Raw genomic sequence first — 22,127 nt, 5'->3', positions numbered from 1 at the left:
GACCCGGCCTTTGATGCGGCCTATAGATTAGCTGACACTTTAAAACGGCTGGGCTTCATAATTTCCGGCGAGCCGGAATCAACCTTAACTTTAGCAGGCAAATCATTGCCAACGCCGGGTATCGCTACAAATTTAGCTACTATAACTTCGCCAAGTTTGGCCCAAATGGTTTACTGGACCAACCGCAAAAGCATTAACCTATATGCTGAGGAACTATTAAAAGCCATCGCCCTAAAATCGGGCAAGGAAGCTACCACACCTAATGGCATTGATGCCTTGCATACCTTTTGGAAAGCCCGTGGAATCGACCCGAATTCAATGGATATTGCTGACGGCTGCGGCTTATCCCCTGCTGATAAAATAACTACAACAACTATCGCATCCATATTACAATCAGCCAAAAAAGAAAACTGGTATAATGATTTTTATGAGAGTCTGCCCGTTTATAATGATATGCGCATGAAAAGCGGCAGCATCCACAATGTACAAGCCTACGCAGGTTACCAAACCAATAATGGCAGGCAGTTATGCTTCTCCATTATTGTAAGTAACTACAATGGCTCTACGCGTGCTATTAAGGATAAGATGTTTAGGGTTTTGGATGAGATGAAATAATAATTTGTTCTGACCGTCATCGCGAGCGTAGCGTGGCGATCTCTGCATTGACAGGTCGCTATCTGGCGTGTAGAGATTGCCACACTCGTACCTCAATGACGCTTGGGAGTTATAATAAAAAAGCAACCCTTTTGAGGTTGCTTCTACAGTATGTTATATTTTTGATATTACTCATTTATAGCTTTCACCCCCGGCAATTCTTTCCCCTCCATATACTCCAACAGCGCGCCGCCACCTGTTGATACATAGCTAACATCGTCAGTCAGGTTAAATTTTGATACTGCCGCTGCCGAGTCGCCGCCACCTATTAGTGAGAAAGCGCCTTTTTTAGTAGCTTCAACCACCGCGTTGGCAATGGCTTTAGTACCTATCAGGAATTTTTCCATTTCAAAAACACCCATCGGGCCGTTCCATAATATGGTTTTTGATTCTGCTACCACCTTGCTGAATATCGCAACGGTTTCCGGGCCAATATCCAGGCCCATCCAGCCATCGGGTATTTGTCCGGTTTTGGCGGTGTTGGTATTGGCATCGTTGGAGAATGCATCGGCAATCACATTATCAACCGGTAAATACAATTTAACACCTTTTTCTTTTGCTTTTTTAACAATATCCAAAGCAAGATCCAGTTTATCAATTTCAACCAGCGATGTACCTATTGAGCCGCCATCAGCCTTGGCAAAAGTATAGGCCATACCGCCGCCTATTATCAGGTTATCAACCTTATCCAATAGTTTTTCTATCAGTTGTATTTTGTCCGACACCTTCGAGCCACCCATAATTGCGGTAAAAGGCTTTTCGGCATGGTTCAATATTTTTTCGGCGTTGGCAATCTCGGCGGCCATTACATAACCAAAATATTTGGCGTTAGGGAAAAACTGCGCGATAACGGCGGTTGAAGCATGTGCACGGTGAGCGGTACCAAAGGCATCATTCACATATATATCGCCTAATTTTGATAATTTTTCGGCAAAATCTTTATCGCCTTTTTCTTCTTCCTTATAAAAACGCAGGTTCTCTAATAATAACACCTGTCCATCTTTTAACGCTTTTGATTTGTTTATAGCTTCGTCGCCAATACAATCATTAGCAAACTCAACCGGCTGACCCAACAGATCGCCCAAATGTTTTACCACATGCTTTAATGAATATTTATCAGTCGGTCCATCCTTCGGCCGGCCCAGGTGCGACATTAATATAACCGAGCCGCCATCTTCTAAAATCTTTTTGATGGTAGGTAGCGCGGCGGTAATACGGTTATCATCGGTAATGTTATAATCGTCATCAAGGGGCACATTAAAATCAACCCTTATTAATGCTTTTTTTCCCGAAAAATTAAACTGATCTATAGTTTTCATAATGTTTGTGTAGCGTGTAGTAATCCAGCCGCCAAATTGAGCAAATTATTCTAAATTTTGACTTTAAAAATGAAAAAAGCCTCATCCCGGTCCTCTCCAAAGGTGAGAGAGCTAATAAAGTCCTCTCCTTTGGAGAGGATTTAGGTGAGGCTATTGTATCTTAACATACATTACATGATGCGGACCGATGCCCGGCACTTCAAACTCATCAGATATAATTTCGAAGCCTGTATTATGATAAAACTGCAAAGCAACTTTACGCGCGTTGCACCATAGGTAATTTACTTTTTGCCCGCGCAGGTATACTATGGCAAAGTTGAGTAACTGGTTGCCGAAACCCATCCCCCTGTATTTTTCAATAGTGGCCATGCCACGCAACTGGTAACCCAAGCCTTCAAAATCGCCATAACCGTTTTGATGAAAGGAAGCTATGGTTGCCAGTTCATCGCCCACATAATAGCCTAAATGAAAAATACTATCCAGCGTATCTGATGGGAAACGACACTCATCAGGGGTTAACCGGCCCTCCCGCAACACTTGGTTGCGTATGGGCAGCAGATCTTCAAGGGCAATAAATTTTATCATTGTTTAAGCAGACTTATTTTTTCAACCAGATCGGCAAGGCGGCTTGAATAACCAACCTCGTTATCATACCAGCCAACAACTTTTACCAGATCGCCTACTATGGAGGTTAACCGGGCATCAAATATACAGCTATGAGTATTATCAATTATATCTACGGATACAATAGGGTCCTCGGTATATTCCAACACATTTTGCATGGTGCCGTTAGCGGCTTTTTTAAAAGCAAGATTTATCGCCTCAACCGTTGGCTTGTTTTTTAAGATACAGGTAAAATCAGTTAACGAGCCATTTAAAACCGGCACACGTATACCCGCGCCACCCAATTTGCCATCCAAATGCGGAAATATGGCGGTTATAGCCTTGGCCGCCCCGGTAGTGGTAGGAATTATAGAAGCTGATGCGGCTCTTGCTCTGCGCAAATCTTTATGCGGTGCATCGTGCAGACTTTGGTCGCCGGTCATGGAGTGTACGGTAGTTATGTAGCCATTTACAATGCCCCAGTTATCGTCCATTATTTTTACCATGGCGGCAACATTATTGGTAGTACATGAGGCGTTTGATAATATAGGCGAATGCAGGTCAACCATACCATCGTTAACACCCAGCACAACGGTAGGTATATTTTTATCAGTTGATGGGGCCGAAATTATAACTTGTTTGGCACCTGCTGCCAAGTGTTGCCCGGCCCCTTGCTTAGAAGCAAATTTACCGGTTGATTCAATAACCAAATCAATATTCAATACCTCCCAAGGCAAAGTTGCGGGGTTAGGTTCTGCAAAAACTTTTACAGGCTTTCCGTTTATATAAAGGTTATCATGGTCAAAATCAACCCTGCCTTTAAAACCGCCGTGCACAGAGTCGTACTTAAATAAATGTGCAAGCGTAGCGGTATCTGTAAGGTCATTAATAGCAACAACCTGTATAGCTGGTTTTTCTAAAATACTCCTTAAAAAAATGCGGCCTATGCGCCCGAAACCATTTATTGCTATCCTCATAAAGTATTAATTACAAGGTGCAAATTTACTAAAAGTAAAAGGGGAATGGTATACTTACCGGTATTATGAGGTATAGATTACTATTTACCGGTTTAAACAAACAGGTTGCGCAAAGCTAAACTATGGCGTTCTTTTGAGCGTAATGTAAATGTTAGTCCCCAGTTAGCTAGTAAACAAACCCCAAAAATAAACATGATTAATACGTAGTTACCATAGCTGTTAAATGATAGCACAGTTATTACAGCTAAAATATTAAAGCCACCCAATATCAATGTGGCTTGCAGGTGGGTTAGCCCCAATTTTAACAAGCGGTGATGGATGTGGTTACGATCAGCAGTGAAAGGTGGAATGCCGTTAATTGCGCGTATAAAAAACACACGCAGGGTATCAAATATAGGCCCTATTAATATGGCTACTGCAACGGCCGGGGCCGAATAAATTTCCGGAAACCTGTTATTACCAACTTTATTTAATTCAATAAATTTTAAGGCTAGTACGGCTGATATTAAACCTATTAGCAATGAGCCGGTATCGCCCATAAATATTTTAGCAGGGGTAATATTATATTTTAAAAAGCCTAAAATAGCTCCTGTTATAGCTAATGCTACCATAGCCAGTTCGTACTCTTTTATATAGATAAATGAAATGGCGAAGGTAACATTTACCGTAATACCTGTTAAAGCAGCCAAACCGTCAATGCCATCAATTAAATTAAAGGCATTGATCAGTAACATAATAACCAGTATAGAAATTATTATGCTTGCTATATATGGCAATTCAAAAACACCGAATATGCCGTACATGCTGGTTAAGCGTATATCGCCCATTATTACCAGTATTAAGCTTATTATAAATTGTATTAAAAATTTTGTACTTGAATTAACCCCTGAAAGATCATCCTTTAACCCTGTTGCAAATAAGATAATTGATGCGATAAGCAGGTAACTTGTAGGGACTGATTGATTTATAACACTACAAACCAGTATAGTAAGATTAAAGCTTACAAAAATAGCTACACCGCCCAAACGGGGTATGCCCTGGTCATGCTGTTTCCTGAAATGGCCCAAATCATCATACAAGTGCCTGGCACGGGCAACATGTAATATAGAAGGTATGATAATGTAAGTTATAAATGCCGAAAAGCATATTATAAATACATAATATACATAATAATGGGTATTTAAAAACTCGGACATATATTGTAATTTAAAGCCTAACTATAAACTAATACGAGCCTGATAATAATTTAGTTACAATATATTAAAAATATTGAACAATTTTCCTTAACGGCTTTAAAACTATCGCCAGCGATGGAAAAATAACCCCATTTTTCCTCATCGCTTTATAATCATTTACCCACGCATTATACCTATTACGGTAGGCTTTATTACTTACCCCGCCTATACTCATTTTAACGATGGTTTTGTTTAAATAATATATACTTACTTTATTTTGATGTATAAACCTAACCATCAACTCATAATCTGCCGCGGTACCATATTGCAAATTATATGCCCCAAACTTTTCAAACAGTTCCCTTTTACAATAAAATGTTGGATGCGGCGGCATCCAGCCCCAATTAAAACGATTATTTACATATCGGCCCGCTTTCCATATACGTTTAATATTTCCTTTCAGATCTATATAATCTAAATTTCCATACACTACATCGGGGTCGTGCTGTACAAAAGCCTGGCTTATACAGCTAAGTACGTCATTATCTGCAAAAAAATCGTCGGAGTTTAGTGTGCCTATAATGTTTCCTGTAGCGGCTTTGATCCCTTTGTTCATAGCATCATAAATGCCGCCATCAGCTTCTGATAAAAAAAATTTGATGTGCGGTAGGTATTGTTCAATTATCTGTAAAGTACCGTCGGTAGAGCCGCCATCAATTATTATATACTCAATATTTGGATAATTTTGTGCTATCACAGACTCAATACACCGCTTAATAGTACTTGCTGAGTTATAAACAACTGTTATTAAAGATATTTTTAAGTTGGACACTTCTAAAAATAGATTAATTTAGCAACAACAAAATATGTAGTTTTGGATTTGCGCGGAAGAATATTACATTTAAGCATCTTTATATATATGCGGTTTTTACACATTACGTACTTAATTTTAGTATCATTATTGATTTTAAGTTCGTGCGCTTATAAACAAAATCAAATACTTTTTGAAAAAAGAGGTTCAATTCCCGACAGTATATTAGCTAAAAGAAATCTAACAAATATAATTAATTATCGTATTCAGCCCCAGGATATTTTACAGATTAGAAATCTGCAAAACAGTAAGGCCATAGTTGATTTAACAGCGGCTAACGCAAACCAATCAAACTCAGGCGCTGTTGCTACACCCCAGGAAACTTTCGAGGTAGAAGAGGACGGAACAGTAGCATTAACCGGGCTTGGCCGGGTAAAGGTTGAAGGCCTTACCAGGATAGAAGCCTTGAATAAGGTTCAACAGCTTTATAAAGACACCTTTTTAGTGGCCCCATTGATAGAGCTTAAGATAATTAATCTTAAAGTAAACGTATTTGGCGAAGTTAAAACACCGGGGGCTTTCCCTTTAACCAAAGACAGGACCACCCTTGTTGATATATTGGGCGCTGCCGGCGGACTTACCGAAAAAGCCGATGAAAGACATATACAAATCATTCGCGGAACAGGACCAAACCCTACCAGGATAAATATTGATTGGGGTGATATAAAAAGCATAACAGATCCGCGTGCCATACTACAAAATGGCGATGTGGTTTATGTTATGCAAAACGACCGTACTGTTAGAACAGATGCGCTTCAAAATTTCACTAGTATAATTCAACCGGTATTGATAGTTATCAGTGCTGTATTACTTATCCTTACAATTACCAAAAAGTAATGGAAGAAGCTGATAAAATACATAAAAATTTACCAAACCAGGAATTTGACTATTTTAAGATTGGTAAAATACTTATCAGCCGCTGGTACTGGATTGCACTTTCGGTTATAGTATGCATGTTAGTGGCCGAAACCTATTTATGGTACACCCCCGAAACCTTTGCTACATCAGCCACGATGAAGTTTGAGGAAAAAAAATCAGATATTTCTGACCTGGTGAATGTAATGAATTCAGACAAGGGGCCATCAAAAACACAAAGCGAAATATTTGTTTTACAAAACGCCGCCCTTATACGTAACGCCATTAAAGACCTTGACTACCAGATAAGTTTTTATGTTGAAGGGCGGGTGCGTACCAGAGAAATATATCCCAAAAAACCACTTACTATAAAACTGCTGAAATTTGACAGCTTAAACTTTTACAATCAGCTTATTACATACAAGCCTATAGATGCCCGCACTTATAGTTTATCTTATCAAGATAACGGGAGCCTGGTAAAAAACGTATTTACCTATAACAACCCGATAAATATTGGGCCAACAACATTTAGCATAAGTTACCCTGGCGAAATAAATAAAAACGCTGTGCTTTTATTTAAATTTAATACGCCTGATGATTTTGTTGGCCGCGCCAAAGGTGGGCTCCAGGTTAACGAATTGATAAAAAATTCAAATATTATCTCCTTACAAGAAACGGACTCAAACCCGCAATTCGCCGCTGATGTACTGAACGCGATAATGAATGAATATTTAAAGTCTGATCGTGTACACAAACAACAATCAGCTACAAGAATTATTCACTATATTGATCAAACGTTAGATACCATAACAAACAAAGTAAAGCAATCAGAAACCGCAATAGGCGATTTTAAAAAATCATCGCAAATAATGGATGTTGCGTCTTCGGCCCAAGCTGCAGTAAATAAAGCTAACGCTATTGAATTACAGCGCGATGCATTAAAAATGCAATTAAATAGCATCCAGGTTTTTAAACGGCAGCTTATTAATGAGAAGGATAACATAAGCCTTAATTATAGTGTCGAAGGTGCCAGCCAACAATTAATGAGCACGTTGATAACTAATTTAAATGCGCTTTATGCCCAAAGAAACTCGTTATTAAAAATATACATAAGCACAGCCTCGCAAATTGCCGACATTAACCGCCAGATTGCACAGATAAAAACTGACATTATGGCCAACGTTAATTTGGCTACTACAAGCACGCAGAAAAAAATAGACGATCTTAACGCGCAACTGGAACAGGTAAATCAAAAAATAGCATCCTTCCCTGACGCCGAGCGTCAGCTGGTTAGCCTTAACCGCGATTTTGAGATCAACGAAAAAGTATACAACTTTTTATCTGAGAAGGATCTCGACGCGCAAATAAGCCGTTCGTCAATACTTCCCGGCGCAACAATTATTGAGCAGGCACAGGCCAACTTTGGCCCTGTTTCGCCCAACGTACAAGAAATACACCGCACCGGTATAGTAATGGGCCTGTTAATAGGTATAGGGATGATAGTGCTGATAAGAGTATTAAATCCGTATATATATGATAAGGAAACCATTGAAAGCCTTACAACCACACCAATTATTGGGGTTATACGTAAATTTCCGCAAAAACTGGACGAAAACAGTTCAGAGATACTGGTACTTAGTCAGCCCAAATCTATATTTGCCGAGTCGGTACGTTCGGTACGTACAAACCTGAGTTTTTTGGCGGCAGAAAAATTGCAAAAAGTTATATGTGTTACATCAGAAGTAGCAGGTGAAGGCAAATCATTTGTAGCCGTTAACCTGGCCAGTACGTTGGCATTAATTGATAAAAAAATAATATTAATAGCTGCCGACTTGCGCCGTTCAAAACTACACAAAACCTTCCATGTGCCTAATGATGTTGGTTTGAGTAACTTTTTGGCTAACCAGAATACTATTGATGAGATCATAATTCCTACCAACCAAAGCAACCTGGATTTTATACCTTCAGGGCCGGTACCCCCAAACCCATCGGAGTTATTGCATACCGACAGGATGACCTATTTAATTGATGTATTAAAACGCACCTATGATATTGTTATGATAGATACCGCGCCTGTTGGCCTGGTATCAGACTCGATACCATTAATACGGTCAAGCGATATCAACGTATTTGTTATACGGTCGGGTAAATCTAAATTCTATGCGGCAACCATACCTCAGCGCGTATCACATGAATACCAGTTAAGCAACAGCGTTATAGTGCTTAACGCGTTTGAAGAAGATTTACTGCACAGCAGGTTTTATACCACCAAATTTAGCGGAGACAGCCATGGCGGCGGATACTACTATTCAGACTATGTTGGGTACGAAAGTTCGGGCTATTATATAGATTCGGATAAAAAGAAATGGTGGGATATAAGAGGTTGGTTCAAATAACTCCTTTTATTAAATATGGCTTTAGCTGCATTAGCTGCAAATACAGCAACACGTAAATGGTACCCGGTTTATACCCACGCCCGTGCCGAAAAAAAAGCCTGCCAGGCCCTGCTAAAAAAGGGCATTGAAACCTACATGCCACTTAACAGGCAACTAAAACAATGGAGCGATCGCAAAAAATGGGTTGAAGAACCTTTTATAAAATCGTACCTGTTTGTTTACATAACCGAGCATGAGCAAATGGAAGTGCTCATGACCAAAGGTATTGCCCGCTTTATATATTTTTCGGGCAAAATAGCTTGTATGCCCTCCACTCAAATTGAAGAGCTTAAATTATTAATGGCCGGCCCTTACCAACTTGAAATAACCGAAGAAAACCTGCAACCCGGCGAAAAAATAGTGATCAAAGCCGGGCCCTTAAAAGGCATTATGGGCGAGATAATATCATACCGTTCGCAAAAACAACTGGTATTGCGGTTAGAGAACATGGGCCTATCTATTTTAGTGCATGTTGCAGCATCATTAATAAACCGTTTATAATTACAAATTATGTAATTAATTAACATTTTTAGCTTATTTTGATATGATATTAATTACACATTGGCATGTTTTAATTTAAGATGCTGATAAATAATAAGTTACAAGAATAACTTGTGACTTACGTGGCGAAGCCATGTAAACCTATTAAAATGTGCCGCATAGCAGGAATTATTTCTAACCAATTACCGCCGGATGAACTTCGCGAAAAAGTAGGCATCATGTGCAACGCGTTGCGGCATGGCGGCCCGGATGACGGCGGAATATATACCAATGACGATGAACGGCTTTGCTTTGGTCATCGCAGGCTTTCTATTATTGACCTTAGTGCCAATGGCCACCAGCCTATGGCCGATATTGACAAAAAAGCATGGATATCTTTTAACGGCGAAATTTACAATTACCTCGATTTAAAAGAGCAACTGCTAAAGGCCGGGGCCAGGTTTCACTCAAATACAGATACCGAGGTTATATTATTAGCCTACTTATATTGGGGTAACGCCTGTTTTAATAAACTACAGGGCATGTTTGCCTTCGCGCTGTATGATATTGAAAAGGAAATAACCTACCTGGTACGCGATAGTAGCGGCATTAAACCTTTATACTACTGTACGGCCAATAACAGTCTTAGCTTCGCCTCAGAAACAAAGGCTTTAAAATTGGCCGGCATAGCTACACAACCCAATGAGAACTGGCAGGTTAGGTTTTTGGCCTATGGGTACATACCTGAGCCTTATACCGCTTTAAGAAATGTATTTAACCTACCTAAAGGACATTTTTTATGCTGGGATAATAGAACTGGCAGCCATATTATTAATTGCTATGTAGTACAGCCCGCACTTAATACAATTGTTAATGAGCGCGAGGCTAAAGAATATATACATAATAGCTTAAAACAAGCGGTAAGCAGGCAGTTAATGGCTGATGCACCGCTGGGTGTTTTTTTAAGTGGTGGCATTGACTCGAGCATATTAACTTTATTGGCCGCCCAGAACCAGCGGGACCTTAAAACCATATCCATTTTTTTTGATGAGAAAGCTTATGACGAGCGCGCTTACCAAAACCTGGTTGCTGATAAAATAACCGGCGAAAAATTTGCGCACCTGGTAAAGCAGCGTGACTTTAATAATCATCTGTCTCAAATTATAGGCGACATGGATATGCCTACTACTGATGGCATAAACTCATGGTTTATTAGCAAATATGCACATGAGGATGGGTTAAAAGCAGTTTTATCGGGCGTTGGGGCTGATGAGCTTTTTGGCGGGTACCCATCTTTTAACCGCATTAAACATATTAATTTGTTGCGCAAATTACCTATAGCCTTGCTTAATGCCGCCAGGTATTTTAAAAAGGACAAGTACAAAAAAATAGCTTACCTGGCGCATAACCATTACCTGGCCGATTACCTTTTGTTACGTGGCCTTTTTACACCTGATGATATTGCCAAAATTTTAAATACTGATACTGTACAGGTTGAGCATATATTATTTAACGAGGCTAATAACTATCCCGTAAAAAAATACAATAAAGACCAGGCATCGTGGTTTGAAACCAACCTTTACATGCAAAATCAACTACTGCGAGATACAGATGTAATGAGCATGAGTCATGGCCTTGAGGTACGCGTACCGTTTTTGGACGAAAAATTTATTCAGGCAGTACAAAGCATTTCGCCGGCAATAAGGTTTGATAACCATCAGCCTAAAAAATTACTGATCGATAGTTTTACGGATATGCTCCCCGCTGCTATTTGGAACCGGCCCAAAATGGGCTTTACATTTCCGCTACAGCAATGGATGAAGCAGCACCCGGAAATAAGCAACGAAGACGTTTATAAAAACATTGCGGCAAAAAACATCATCAAAAAATTTAAAAACAACGAGTTACATTGGTCAAAAGCCTTTACCCTTTACCAGTTACAGTTGCATGGCTAAAAAAATAATACTTTTTACGCTGCAAACTTTTAGCTCAACAGGTGGCATACAAAAAATGACACGCACGCTGGCCCATGCATTAAGTACTGCAGCTGTGAATAACGGCTGGGATTTTAAGCTATGGTCGGCCTATGATAAAGCCGGTGATTTGGACTTGCGGTATTTACCTCAAAAAAACTTTAAAGGGTTTGGCAGCCGCTTAAAATTTATAAAAAAAGCCATGCTTAGCGCGGTAAAGTTTGATGTGGTTATATTGAGCCATATTAACCTTGCACTTGCAGGCAGCATTATAAAGCTTATTAATCCAAAATGCAAAATATGGTTGGTGGCTCATGGCATTGAAGTTTGGCGCAAATTATCGTTTGTTAAAATAAACCTGTTAAAAAACTGCGATAAAATAATTTGCGTAAGCAACTTTACTAAAAATGAAATTGTAAAAAGGCACGGTATTATTGCCAATAAATGTGTAGTACTAAACAACGTGGTTGATCCCTTTATGTCACTACCGGCAGCTTTTGAAAAACCCGCACATTTGTTAAATAAATATGGCTTATCGGCCAATGTTCCTATACTTTTTACCCTTACCCGGTTAAGTGCTGCCGAACAGTATAAAGGTTATGAACAGGTAATAAAAGCCGTTAGTAAATTAAAACATACCTTTCCGGCTATAACATATATTATTGCCGGTGCGGCAGATACCCGGGAAGAAGCGCGGGTTAAAAAATTGATACACGACAATAATGTTGACAAACACGTAATTTTAAGCGGTTTTATTAACGAAACCGAGCTTACTGATTATTTTTTATTAGCTGATGTATTTGTGTTGCCTAGCCGAAACGAAGGTTTTGGGATAGTATTTATTGAGGCCATGGCTTGCGGCCTGCCGGTTATATGCGGTAATATTGACGGCAGTCTTGATGCTATAAAAAACGGAGAGTTGGGCACATCAGTAAATCCGGATAATTTGTATGAGCTTGAAAATGCTATAACACAGTGCTTATTAAAACCATTAACACTACCAGCGCGTAAAAAGCTGCAACACAATTGCCTGGCATACTTTAACGAAGCAGATTATATAAAAAATTTACAACAACTATTAAACAATGAGTTTGCCCACTGAAGACTACTGGGATATAGAGATTACATCGCAAAACAAAGCGTTCGGGTTGGGCCTTAAAGATGTTTGGCAATACCGCGACCTGTTATTATTACTGGTAAGGCGCGATTTTGTATCATTTTACAAACAAACCATACTTGGGCCTATTTGGTTTTTTGTACAGCCCATAATAACCATCTTAATTTATAACCTCATTTTTAATAACCTGGCCCAAATAAGTACCGATGGCATACCCGGCCCTATTTTTTACCTGGCCGGCACTATTATCTGGAACTATTTTTCTGATTGTCTTACCAAAACATCAACTGTTTTTAAAGACAACGCGGCCATATTGGGTAAGGTTTATTTCCCACGTTTAATAATGCCTATAAGTATTGTACTGTCAAACCTGATTAGGTTTGGTGTACAGTTTTTACTATTTATGTTATTGCTGATTATTTACGGCTTTAAAAGCGCACCCATATATCCTAATATGTACATATTGCTTTTCCCGGTGTTAATTATTTTAATTGCCGCATTGGGTTTGGGTTTGGGCATGATCATATCAGCCGTTACCACTAAATACCGCGATCTTGCTTTTGTGGTAACATTTGGCATACCACTGTTAATGTACACTACCACAGTAATTTATCCATTATCAGAGGCTATAGCAAAATACCCCACTTTTAGCTGGATAATTAAATTTAATCCCGTTACCGCGGTGATAGAAACTTTTAGATATGGCTTTACCGGCAAGGGACATTTTAGCTGGGCCATGCTTGGATATAGCGGTGCAATAACCGCTATAATTTTATTTATAGGGATAATTATTTTTAACCGCGTTGAAAAGAATTTTATTGATACCGTTTAATGGCTAAAGTTATTAAAGTAGAAAATCTGTCAAAAGCCTATCAGTTGGGCAATTTTGGAACCGGCACCATTTCGCGCGATCTGGAACGTACCTGGGCGCGTATACGCGGCAAGGAAGATCCATACCTTAAAATTGGCGAAATAAACGATTATGCCATTAAAGGCGAAAGTGATGTGGTTTGGAGTTTAAAAGATTTGAATTTTGATATTGAGCAAGGCGACTCAGTAGGCATAATAGGTCGCAACGGCGCGGGCAAAAGCACCCTGCTTAAAATTTTAAGCCGAGTAACCTCGCCTACTACAGGGTCGGTAAAAATAAAAGGACGAATAGCCAGCTTACTGGAAGTAGGCACCGGATTTCACCCGGAATTAAGCGGGCGCGAAAACATATACTTGAACGGGGCCATATTAGGTATGCGCAAAAACGAGATAAAGCGCAAGTTTGATGAAATTGTAGATTTTTCAGGCATCGAACGCTATATAGATACCCCGGTAAAACGTTATTCATCGGGTATGTACGTGCGCCTAGCGTTTGCGGTAGCAGCGCACCTGGAATCAGAAATATTGATAATTGATGAAGTATTAGCCGTAGGCGATGCCGAATTTCAAAAAAAATGTCTCGGCAAAATGGATGATATGAGTAAGGGCGATGGCCGTACCCTATTGTTTGTTAGCCATAATATGGGGGCTATAAAAAGCCTGTGCAACCATTCTATTTTACTTAAAAACGGGCAGATTGTAGAAACAGGCAAAACAGCAACGGTTATTAATAAGTATCTCGACTCTGCAAAAAAGCAAAACACCAACAGCATAAACTGGGTAAAAAGAAAGGGAAACCGGAAAATAGAATTTTTAGATATCGGTTTATATGATGTAGAGGGTAAACCACGGTTTGAGTTTTTTATGGGTGATGGTATAATCATAAAAATTAAAGTGCTGTTTAATGAAAAAACAACTCGGGCCGAAATAGGCATCAACATCAAAAATAATTTTGATGAACTGTTTACTCACCTTACAAATTTTGACGATGAATTTGCAATAAGCGGCGATAAAGGCGAAACTGCCGAATATGTTATAACAACGAACGAAATATTTTTTACGCCCGACACCTATACTCTTGACCTTGCATTGGTTTGGGACAATGACCTATACGACCAGTTAGAAAGCTGCCTGAGTTTTGATTTGATTGAAAGCGAAAAAATAAAACGCGGCAGTTTCCCGGGGCATGTAAAAGTGTTTACACCATCAACCTGGAAAAAAAACATAATATAACCATGGTATACGATTGTTTTTTATTTAATGATGAGTTAGACATGTTGCTGCTAAGGTTAACCTATATGTCAAAATATGTTGATTATTTTGTGATTGGCGAGAGTACACAAACCCATTCTGGCTTAGAAAAGCCCTTGTATTTTTTAAACAATATCAGCAAGTTTAGCCAATTTAAGGATAAGATAACACATGTACTTATACCTCCGGCCGATGGCTTAAACGCTTGGGGGACTGAATTTTTTCAACGTAATTATTTAAAAACCGGGTTAAAAAATTGCAAAGATGATGATCTGATCATAATAGGCGATAATGATGAATTTATTAACATGGATCATTTAACCGGTAATTACAGCATCAATAAACCCACCATTATTAAAATGCAACTGTTTTATTATTTCCTTAATCTTAAAACTGATGTAAAATGGCGCTGGACCTTAATAACCCCCTATAGTTTTATAAAGGATATTAATATTGGCGACCGGGAAATATACTTTCAACTAAATTCGGTTGTGTTAACTGATGATGAAACACTGGGCTGGCATTTTAGCTATATGTTTGGTTATGATATAGCATTGTATCAAAGTAAATTGAAAAGCTTTTCGCACCAGGAATATAACACTCCTTATTTTTTAAATACCGAACGAATAAAAACCTGCTTAAGTTTAGGTGTAGATTTTTTAGAAAGAAACTCTGTTTATACAATTACAGATATATCCAAAGAGTTTCCTCAAAAGTTGCTTGATGCTTTAGATGAAACAGGTTTGACAACAAAGTATGTATATAAAAAACCTGGCTTTTTATTTTATTTAAACTTCTATCATTTAAAATATTTTATAAAATTTAAACTAAAACCTTTATTAAAAAATAAGTTAAACGGGTTAAATTAATATTCAATGATTGAAATTTATAAGGACAAAGACCCATCATATTATAAGCATACCCGTAACGAGTTATTGCCATTTTTACCGCAAAACCTTGATACTATTTTAGATATTGGTTGTGGAACAGGAAATTTTGGCTTAATGTTAAAAGAACTATATAACTGCAAAGCTTGGGGGATAGAGCCTGATAACACCTCGGCTTTAGAAGCCAAAGGCAAGTTAGATGGGGTAATTAATGCCGATTTTGATAAAAATATACAGATCCCGAACAATCAAAAATTTGATTGTATTTTTTTTAATGATGTGCTTGAACATTTAGCCGATCCGGAAGGGGCACTTTTATTGGCGGGTACCTTATTAAAAAAGGATGGACAAATTATAGCTTCTATTCCTAATATACGCTGGTACCCGGTAATGTTATCATTATTACGTTATAAAGATTTCAGGTATCAAAACTCAGGCGTTATGGATAAAACGCATATGCGCTTTTTTACGGCCAAAAGTATGGTAAGACTTTTTGAAGATGCCGGTTATAAGGTTTTAAAAATACAGGGTATCAATAAAGATACGGGCTTTATATTTTTTAATATCCTGAACTTTTTACTGTTTAACACACAGGAAGATATGAAGTACCCACAATTTGCTTTAGTTGCCACCAAACAAACCAATGCCGATTAATATTGATATCATTATTTTAAGCTTTGCTAAAAACGAAGAGCTTAAAGCGCTTACCATCCAAACAATTGATACCTTACTGGCATCTGAAAATGCTGCCGAGATAGCTTTTAACATATTGGTTATTGAATCAAATAAAACCCTACAACCTTACCAGTTTGAGCATACCACAACTATTTACCCTCATCAAAAGTTTGGCTTCAATAAATATTTAAACCTGGGCATACAGGCAACGCATAACAATTATGTATGCCTTTGCAATAACGACCTTATATTTCATAAAGGATGGGCCGGCACGCTGCTAAAAATGGCTTCAACTATTAATAACCAACATTGGGTTTTAAGTCCCTTTTGTGAGTTACAGCATAGGGACTTTACTGAATTAAAAGAACCCACCGAAGGTTACTTTGGCTACTTTGCCGGGTATTGCTTTTTTACAAATCGCGAAACTTTAAAATTGGTAGGCCCTTTAGACGAAAAAATAAATTTCTGGTATGCCGATATGGATTTTATTGAGGTAATGACCGCACACCACATACCACATTACCTGGTACCCGAGGCGCGTGTATCACACTTAACCTCGCAGGTAACGGTAGGTTTTAATGAACTTGATAAACTTAAATACACCTATTACCCCAGCATATATTTCAGGTATAAATGGAAGGATAAAAACATACTGTTATATGTTAAACGAATGTTGTATTATGGGTTTCAATATATAATGTACTACTTAAAAAGTTTGTGGGCCTAACGGATATGAGGCTGATAAGTACTGCCGCATTATCAATTAAATTATCATGATAAAATATATTAAAAATCTGGTAAAGCAAAATATTTTTAAACCTTACTGGAACAGTAAAGGCAGCTTTATTTATTGCGACCAACGGGTTTACTTCCCCAAAAACAACGCTATTTTTAATAGGACCATGCACGAAGGCATATTTGAGCTTGAAAACTTTGAAGCCATGGACCGGCTGGTAAAACCCAATACCGAAGTTTTTGACGTAGGCGCCAATATTGGCATAATGCTTATACCAATACTAAAAAGCCATCAGGATATAACATTGGTGGCTATTGAGGCTTCGCCCAATAACATCCCCTATTTAAAAAAAACACATGCTGCCAGTCCTTATAAAAATAGATGGACCATTATTGACCAGGCGGCGTTTAATTTTGTAGGCAAAATTAACTTTCAATTAGCCAGTGCCGAAAATGGTGCCTTTGATAGTATACATGATAACAAGCGGATAGCCTTTGAAAGAACGGTAGAAATAGCGTGTACCACTATTGATACTGTTTGGGAAAGCCGCAATAAACCTCAAGTTTCATTTATTAAAATTGATATTGAAGGGGCCGATTTGGTAGCATTAAACAGTGCGGAAAACTGCATAAACACCTGCAAGCCATCCATATTAATGGAATGGAACCAAGCCAATATTAAGCCGTTCAATTTAGTAAATAAGGATTTATTTGAATTTTGCAATTCAATAAATTACACCCTTTATGCGTTACCTAATTTAATAAAAGTAACTGACCTTAGGGACTTGGAACTATACAGTAAATTCACCGAAAACTTTTTGCTGATACCTAACGACGCTGAATAAAAACTTGCAAAAACGCCATACCTTCTCTGCCGATTATTCGGTTATCACATTTGCTACCAACAAGCAAAGTTATGTGCAGTTTGCTTTTAATTGTACCCGCTCCATATTGCTTCATAATGATATTAGCATATTTATAGTATCTAACTTAAATTTCACCATACCTGAGGCATTAAAAAATAATGTTTTTATAGTACCGGCCCGCCAAGAGCATGTTGCCCTGGGTATTGGAATGAAGCTGCACATTGACAAGTATTTACAAACCCCTTATTCGCTTTTTATTGATTCGGACTGTATGGTTTATGGCAGTTTAGCCCCCGTTTTTGAGGCCGCGGGCAATAATGATATAACTGTAGCGGGCAATATTACTGCTGCCCAAAACTGGTGTGGCAATGAACAGGCCGAAACTATAAAACAACACTTTGGTTTAACTGAGTTGATAAGATATAACGGCGGCCTATACTATTTAAAAAAATCGGCACATACCACACGTATGTTTGATAAGGCCCGCGCCATAGGCGAAAAATATGACGAATACGGATTTTCGCGTATTAACAATAAGTGGATAAACGAAGAAGCTCCGATATCAATAGCCATAACGCTTAACCACCAGCACCCAATGCCCGATAACGGACAATTTATGACCGACCTGTTTACCAATAGCAGGCCAGATACATTAAACGTATTAACAGGTGCCATACAGTTAAAAAACCCGCCGTTACCTTCGGGCAAACATAGGCCCTGGTATCCGGTAGCTTACTCGCCAATAATTTTACATTTTGGCGGCAGCAGTATTAATTCATATCCATATAATTCGCAAATAGCTTTGTTAAAATTAAATGATATGGGTTTACCCCTTTGGCTTTCATCATTTATTGTAACGCTGTTTATTCATGTCCCTTATAAAATGTGGTACTGGTTTCGCCGCGCATAAAAAGTAACTGTATATGGCCAATATTAACCTATCATACATTATCTCAACCCGCAACAGGCTGCCGTTTTTAAAAATATTATTAGCGGAGCTGATACCGCAACTAATGCCCGATGAAGAAATTGTTGTTGTTGATGGCCAAAGTACCGATGGGGCAAAAGAATATCTGCAACAGCTTTTTAATGAGGGAAAGATACACCAGTTTATTTCTGAGCCCGACAAGAATCAGGCACACGGCTGGAACAAGGCCCTGCTATTAGCCAAAGGCATTATTATTAAAAAGCTGATTGATGATGATGTTTTTTGCTACAGTGCTATAAGGGAGTGTAAGGCTTACATGCTGCTTAATACCAATGTAGACGTGATGCTGTCGAATGATTTAACCAGCGACATCAATAATCATGAAATCATAAATCAGCAAAGCCGTTTTACGCAATTTGAAAACTGGAAAAACGGCCAGGCACCATCATTTACCTTTGGCGATGTGCACATGCTGATACGTAAAAGCGCATTAAGTTATATAGGGCTTTACAGCGCTTTATTTACCATGATGGATTGGGAGTACTCCTTACGCATAAGTTATTTACAAGTCAATATTGCTTATTATACCGGTTATAATGCGTTAAGTGTTATGCATCCGCAGAGTATTACATCCTTAGCAGATAAAAGAAAAATTGCACAGGAAGGCAAAAAAGGCGAATTACTTTATGATTACGCCGGAGATAGTTCAGATATCAGTATGTGGTCAAAAATAAAGATAGCGGTGGGCACCAGGCTATCATCCATACAAAAAAACAATACTGACAATAAGCAGCTAATCCCCGAAGATCTTGCCGTGGTTTACAATTACTATTACGATTATATAAACCGGCTAAATGCCTCCTTACAAACTACGTTTATACAAAAAGCATAGCATTGGCAAAACGTTTAATAAAACTTCATTTTCAAAACGGTTTAAATCTCCAGTCTTTTAAAAAAGAAGTTTGGGATATAAACGGAATAGCAGATGCCTTTGATTTTGAAGAATCAACAAATCCGGATATGATTATTTTTGGCCCTTATGGCAATGATATACCCGTACCGGGCTCATATATACGCGTTGGTTACTTTTGCGAAAACATTAAACCCGACCTTTCCATTTGCGAATGGGCATTTGGCATACCCCGCGAGCAGGAAATAAACAACCCGCGTTATGCGCGTATACAATGGCACGGCACTGATCCGCAATTACTGGTAAAACCCGATGATTATAACGCAGCGGAAATATTTTCGAAAAAAAAATACTTCTGCAATTTTTTGTACTCGCATAAAGTGCCTTACCGCGAAGAATTTTTTAAGCAGTTATCGCAATACAAAAAAGTTGATGCACCCGGCAAGTCAATGAACAATATGCAAAGTTTTGATGGCTTATATACCGGCAATGCCTGGCAGCGCAAACGGCAGTTTATGAGCGGCTATAAATTTACCCTCGCTTTTGAAAATGATGTGTATCCGGGTTACCAAACCGAAAAACTATATGATGCTATGCAGGCCAACAGCATCCCGGTTTATTGTGGCGACCCATTTGTTGACGAAGTATTTAATACCGCCAGCTTTATAAACGTATATGATATTGTAAATAAGCCCAATACTCCCCGAATGAGTTGGCTTGAAAAAAACACCCTTTTTGATTTTAAGGACATCCGTCCGGCTTTTTATAATAAGTCGGCAGATAAAATAAAACGCAAAATAAAAGCTGTTGGCAAGGATATAAAAATGCAGCGCAAATTTACCAGGGAAGATTTTGCCAAAGTAATTAACCGTATTATTGAGTTGGATAAAGATGACGAGGGCTATATTAAAATGTTGCAGCAGCCGTGGTTAGTTAATAATACTGTTCCGCAAAATTTAGGGGGTGCGCAACGTTGGATGGAAATATTTAACAGCATTAAATGAACAACCCGCTTGTTTCTGTAATTATCCCGGTTTATAACGCCGAAAAATATCTTGCCGAAACTATTACCTGCGCCATTAACCAAACGTGGGTAAACAAAGAGATCATTATAGTAGATGATGGCTCGGCAGATACCTCATTAGCTATTGCCCAAAGTTTTGCTAATGACCAGATAAAAGTATTTAGCCAACCCAACAAAGGCGCAAGTGCGGCCAGAAACAAAGGTCTGCTGGAAGCAAAAGGTGATTACATTCAATTTTTAGATGCCGACGACCTGCTGATGCCTAATAAAATAGCCCGGCAGGTACAACAGTTGATAGATAAACCCAACACGCTGGCTATTTGCCCGATGGCAGATTTTTATAATCCTGCCGACATTGCAGCTATACCTTTACAAACGCAGCTACAATCCATCATTGCGGATAAACTACAGTTTTTATTGAGCATATATGATATGGAGAATAAAACAACAGTACCCATTCATGCCTGGCTAACCCCTGCATCTGTAATAAAAAAGGCAAACCTGTGGAATGAAAGCTTAACAGTTAATGATGATGGCGAGTTTTTTTGCCGGGTGGTGCTGGCCGCTAATGGTGTAATAGCTGTTAATGATACTTTATGTTATTACCGCAAATATAAGGGACTTGGAAAATCGTTATCCGGCAAAAAGGACCTTGCATCGCTTCAAAGCCAGTACCATTCGCTGTTGCTGATTGATGAACATTTAAAAAAAGCAAATAATCATGACGCAATTAATAAAGTAATTGCTCAAAATATGGCTGCATTATTAGTACAGGCTTATCCGGCTCATAAAAAACTGGTTAAACACATCACCCAAAAAATAAAAGAGCTGGGCGGTACGCATTACATTCCGGTACTTGGGGGTACAACTATTGAGTTTATTAAAAAATTGTTCGGTTGGAAAACAGCCCGCTTATTGCAGTTTTACCTGTATAAAATCAGCAAAAATTGACTTCGGCCCTGCATAAACCTAAAATATACGCTATAGAAAATTTACGCGGCATAGCGGCACTATTGGTATGTGTTTTTCATTTAACAAGCAATCAGTATTTACAGGGCACAGACAGTTTATGGCGAAAAATTGCCGGTTTGGGCTATTTAGGTGTGCCTGTATTTTTTGCTATAAGCGGTTTTGTTATACCGTGGGCATTATATAACAGTAATTACAAGATCAATAATTTTTTTAGTTACATGCTTAAACGTGCTATACGTATTGAGCCACCCTACCTGGTTTCAATTATTATGCTTCTGGTATTAAATTACTTATCGTCTCTCAGTTCTTTGTATGCCGGCTTGCCATTTAGTTTTAGTATAAAACAGTTTTTACTACACTTATTTTTTTTACCGGGCTATTTTAATTACGTCTGGTACCAGCCGGTATACTATACCTTACTTATTGAGTTTCAGTTTTATATACTGTGTGGGTTATTATTTGTTGTTTTTGCTTCCTCAAAACGTTGGGCAACTTATGCTTTGCTTATAGCCGCACTGTTGGCATGTCGTTTTTTTCCTGTTCACTTTTT

22 protein-coding genes are annotated in these 22,127 nt (G+C 38.5%); 17 read left to right on the top strand and 5 right to left on the bottom strand.

Going from position 1 to position 22,127, the window contains the following annotated elements; genetic code table 11:
* Window positions 1–615: D-alanyl-D-alanine carboxypeptidase (locus ABI367_RS01930; RefSeq protein WP_462228348.1), on the top strand; the 615-nt coding region annotated here is incomplete at its 5' end.
* A gap of 167 nt (window positions 616–782) precedes the next feature.
* Here the strand turns inward: ABI367_RS01930 and ABI367_RS01925 are convergent.
* The 5 genes from ABI367_RS01925 to ABI367_RS01905 form a co-directional block, all read right to left on the bottom strand.
* Entirely contained in the window at window positions 783–1,973 is a 1,191-nt protein-coding gene (locus ABI367_RS01925) for a phosphoglycerate kinase (RefSeq protein WP_462228347.1), read from the bottom strand.
* A 150-nt stretch (window positions 1,974–2,123) separates the two neighbouring features.
* Window positions 2,124–2,558 carry a GNAT family N-acetyltransferase gene (locus tag ABI367_RS01920; RefSeq protein ID WP_462228346.1) on the bottom strand — a complete coding sequence of 145 codons (435 nt, stop codon included), beginning with the start codon at window positions 2,556–2,558 and terminating at the stop codon, window positions 2,124–2,126.
* The gene (gene gap, locus ABI367_RS01915) at window positions 2,555–3,553 is read right to left on the bottom strand and encodes a type I glyceraldehyde-3-phosphate dehydrogenase (protein WP_462228345.1); all 999 of its coding nucleotides are present in this window, start codon (window positions 3,551–3,553) and stop codon (window positions 2,555–2,557) included. The genes ABI367_RS01920 and gap overlap by 4 nt, the downstream gene beginning before the upstream one ends.
* A 92-nt stretch (window positions 3,554–3,645) precedes the next feature.
* A complete protein-coding gene (locus ABI367_RS01910; protein WP_462228344.1) occupies window positions 3,646–4,749 on the bottom strand; it encodes an MraY family glycosyltransferase in 1,104 nt (367 codons plus the stop codon).
* A 64-nt stretch (window positions 4,750–4,813) separates the two neighbouring features.
* The gene (locus ABI367_RS01905; RefSeq protein ID WP_462228343.1) at window positions 4,814–5,560 is read right to left on the bottom strand and encodes a glycosyltransferase family 2 protein; all 747 of its coding nucleotides are present in this window, start codon (window positions 5,558–5,560) and stop codon (window positions 4,814–4,816) included.
* An 87-nt stretch (window positions 5,561–5,647) separates the two neighbouring features.
* Between ABI367_RS01905 and ABI367_RS01900 the strand changes: the two genes are divergently transcribed.
* From ABI367_RS01900 to ABI367_RS01825, 16 genes are all read left to right on the top strand, one after another.
* Window positions 5,648–6,436: a polysaccharide biosynthesis/export family protein gene (locus ABI367_RS01900; RefSeq protein WP_462228342.1), complete on the top strand. Its 789-nt coding sequence runs from the start codon at window positions 5,648–5,650 to the stop codon at window positions 6,434–6,436.
* Entirely contained in the window at window positions 6,436–8,850 is a 2,415-nt protein-coding gene (locus tag ABI367_RS01895; protein WP_462228341.1) for a GumC family protein, read from the top strand. Before ABI367_RS01900 ends, ABI367_RS01895 begins: the two co-directional genes overlap by 1 nt.
* A 15-nt stretch (window positions 8,851–8,865) precedes the next feature.
* A complete protein-coding gene (locus ABI367_RS01890) occupies window positions 8,866–9,390 on the top strand; it encodes a UpxY family transcription antiterminator (protein WP_462228340.1) in 525 nt (174 codons plus the stop codon).
* Between the two features lie 149 nt (window positions 9,391–9,539).
* A complete protein-coding gene (gene asnB / locus ABI367_RS01885) occupies window positions 9,540–11,324 on the top strand; it encodes an asparagine synthase (glutamine-hydrolyzing) (protein WP_462228339.1) in 1,785 nt (594 codons plus the stop codon).
* Window positions 11,317–12,444: a glycosyltransferase family 4 protein gene (locus ABI367_RS01880; RefSeq protein ID WP_462228338.1), complete on the top strand. Its 1,128-nt coding sequence runs from the start codon at window positions 11,317–11,319 to the stop codon at window positions 12,442–12,444. Before asnB ends, ABI367_RS01880 begins: the two co-directional genes overlap by 8 nt.
* On the top strand, window positions 12,428–13,291 hold the full coding sequence (locus ABI367_RS01875) for an ABC transporter permease (protein ID WP_462228337.1): 864 nt from the start codon (window positions 12,428–12,430) through the stop codon (window positions 13,289–13,291). Before ABI367_RS01880 ends, ABI367_RS01875 begins: the two co-directional genes overlap by 17 nt.
* On the top strand, window positions 13,291–14,562 hold the full coding sequence (locus tag ABI367_RS01870; RefSeq protein ID WP_462228336.1) for an ABC transporter ATP-binding protein: 1,272 nt from the start codon (window positions 13,291–13,293) through the stop codon (window positions 14,560–14,562). Before ABI367_RS01875 ends, ABI367_RS01870 begins: the two co-directional genes overlap by 1 nt.
* Before the next feature lie 2 nt (window positions 14,563–14,564).
* Entirely contained in the window at window positions 14,565–15,449 is an 885-nt protein-coding gene (locus tag ABI367_RS01865) for a glycosyltransferase family 17 protein (RefSeq protein ID WP_462228335.1), read from the top strand.
* A gap of 6 nt (window positions 15,450–15,455) precedes the next feature.
* Complete coding sequence (locus ABI367_RS01860) at window positions 15,456–16,121, top strand: class I SAM-dependent methyltransferase (protein WP_462228334.1); 666 nt, start codon at window positions 15,456–15,458, stop codon at window positions 16,119–16,121.
* Window positions 16,111–16,869, top strand: a complete 759-nt coding sequence (locus tag ABI367_RS01855; RefSeq protein ID WP_462228333.1) for a glycosyltransferase family 2 protein — start codon at window positions 16,111–16,113, stop codon at window positions 16,867–16,869. Before ABI367_RS01860 ends, ABI367_RS01855 begins: the two co-directional genes overlap by 11 nt.
* Before the next feature lie 46 nt (window positions 16,870–16,915).
* A complete protein-coding gene (locus tag ABI367_RS01850) occupies window positions 16,916–17,722 on the top strand; it encodes an FkbM family methyltransferase (protein ID WP_462228332.1) in 807 nt (268 codons plus the stop codon).
* 4 nt (window positions 17,723–17,726) lie between these two features.
* Window positions 17,727–18,653 (top strand): hypothetical protein, encoded by a 927-nt coding sequence (locus ABI367_RS01845; protein ID WP_462228331.1) that lies wholly within the window; start codon window positions 17,727–17,729, stop codon window positions 18,651–18,653.
* A 13-nt stretch (window positions 18,654–18,666) separates the two neighbouring features.
* Complete coding sequence (locus ABI367_RS01840) at window positions 18,667–19,563, top strand: glycosyltransferase (protein WP_462228330.1); 897 nt, start codon at window positions 18,667–18,669, stop codon at window positions 19,561–19,563.
* Between the two features lie 2 nt (window positions 19,564–19,565).
* Window positions 19,566–20,585, top strand: coding sequence for a glycosyltransferase family 10 domain-containing protein (locus tag ABI367_RS01835; protein WP_462228329.1), 1,020 nt, complete (start codon window positions 19,566–19,568; stop codon window positions 20,583–20,585).
* Window positions 20,582–21,556 carry a glycosyltransferase family 2 protein gene (locus ABI367_RS01830; protein ID WP_462228328.1) on the top strand — a complete coding sequence of 325 codons (975 nt, stop codon included), beginning with the start codon at window positions 20,582–20,584 and terminating at the stop codon, window positions 21,554–21,556. Before ABI367_RS01835 ends, ABI367_RS01830 begins: the two co-directional genes overlap by 4 nt.
* Window positions 21,553–22,127 (top strand): acyltransferase family protein (locus tag ABI367_RS01825; RefSeq protein WP_462228327.1); only part of this gene is annotated, 575 nt, incomplete at its 3' end. The genes ABI367_RS01830 and ABI367_RS01825, both read left to right, overlap by 4 nt.

This window comes from Mucilaginibacter sp., from assembly GCF_039935595.1.
Taxonomy (GTDB): Bacteria; Bacteroidota; Bacteroidia; order Sphingobacteriales; family Sphingobacteriaceae; genus Mucilaginibacter.
The sequence above is the reverse complement of the archived record's forward strand: the minus strand, read 5'-3'. Positions and strand labels throughout refer to the sequence as shown.

Excerpts from the sequence above, each read along its gene's own strand:
- ABI367_RS01925 (WP_462228347.1), bottom strand. The coding sequence starts at position 1,973 with ATGAAAACTATAGATCAGTTTAATTTTTCGGGAAAAAAAGCATTAATA.
- ABI367_RS01920 (WP_462228346.1), bottom strand. The coding sequence starts at position 2,558 with ATGATAAAATTTATTGCCCTTGAAGATCTGCTGCCCATACGCAACCAA.
- gap (WP_462228345.1), bottom strand. The coding sequence starts at position 3,553 with ATGAGGATAGCAATAAATGGTTTCGGGCGCATAGGCCGCATTTTTTTA.
- ABI367_RS01910 (WP_462228344.1), bottom strand. The coding sequence starts at position 4,749 with ATGTCCGAGTTTTTAAATACCCATTATTATGTATATTATGTATTTATA.
- ABI367_RS01900 (WP_462228342.1), top strand. The coding sequence starts at position 5,648 with ATGCGGTTTTTACACATTACGTACTTAATTTTAGTATCATTATTGATT.
- ABI367_RS01895 (WP_462228341.1), top strand. The coding sequence starts at position 6,436 with ATGGAAGAAGCTGATAAAATACATAAAAATTTACCAAACCAGGAATTT.
- ABI367_RS01890 (WP_462228340.1), top strand. The coding sequence starts at position 8,866 with ATGGCTTTAGCTGCATTAGCTGCAAATACAGCAACACGTAAATGGTAC.
- asnB (WP_462228339.1), top strand. The coding sequence starts at position 9,540 with ATGTGCCGCATAGCAGGAATTATTTCTAACCAATTACCGCCGGATGAA.
- ABI367_RS01880 (WP_462228338.1), top strand. The coding sequence starts at position 11,317 with ATGGCTAAAAAAATAATACTTTTTACGCTGCAAACTTTTAGCTCAACA.
- ABI367_RS01875 (WP_462228337.1), top strand. The coding sequence starts at position 12,428 with ATGAGTTTGCCCACTGAAGACTACTGGGATATAGAGATTACATCGCAA.
- ABI367_RS01870 (WP_462228336.1), top strand. The coding sequence starts at position 13,291 with ATGGCTAAAGTTATTAAAGTAGAAAATCTGTCAAAAGCCTATCAGTTG.
- ABI367_RS01865 (WP_462228335.1), top strand. The coding sequence starts at position 14,565 with ATGGTATACGATTGTTTTTTATTTAATGATGAGTTAGACATGTTGCTG.
- ABI367_RS01860 (WP_462228334.1), top strand. The coding sequence starts at position 15,456 with ATGATTGAAATTTATAAGGACAAAGACCCATCATATTATAAGCATACC.
- ABI367_RS01855 (WP_462228333.1), top strand. The coding sequence starts at position 16,111 with ATGCCGATTAATATTGATATCATTATTTTAAGCTTTGCTAAAAACGAA.
- ABI367_RS01850 (WP_462228332.1), top strand. The coding sequence starts at position 16,916 with ATGATAAAATATATTAAAAATCTGGTAAAGCAAAATATTTTTAAACCT.
- ABI367_RS01840 (WP_462228330.1), top strand. The coding sequence starts at position 18,667 with ATGGCCAATATTAACCTATCATACATTATCTCAACCCGCAACAGGCTG.
- ABI367_RS01830 (WP_462228328.1), top strand. The coding sequence starts at position 20,582 with ATGAACAACCCGCTTGTTTCTGTAATTATCCCGGTTTATAACGCCGAA.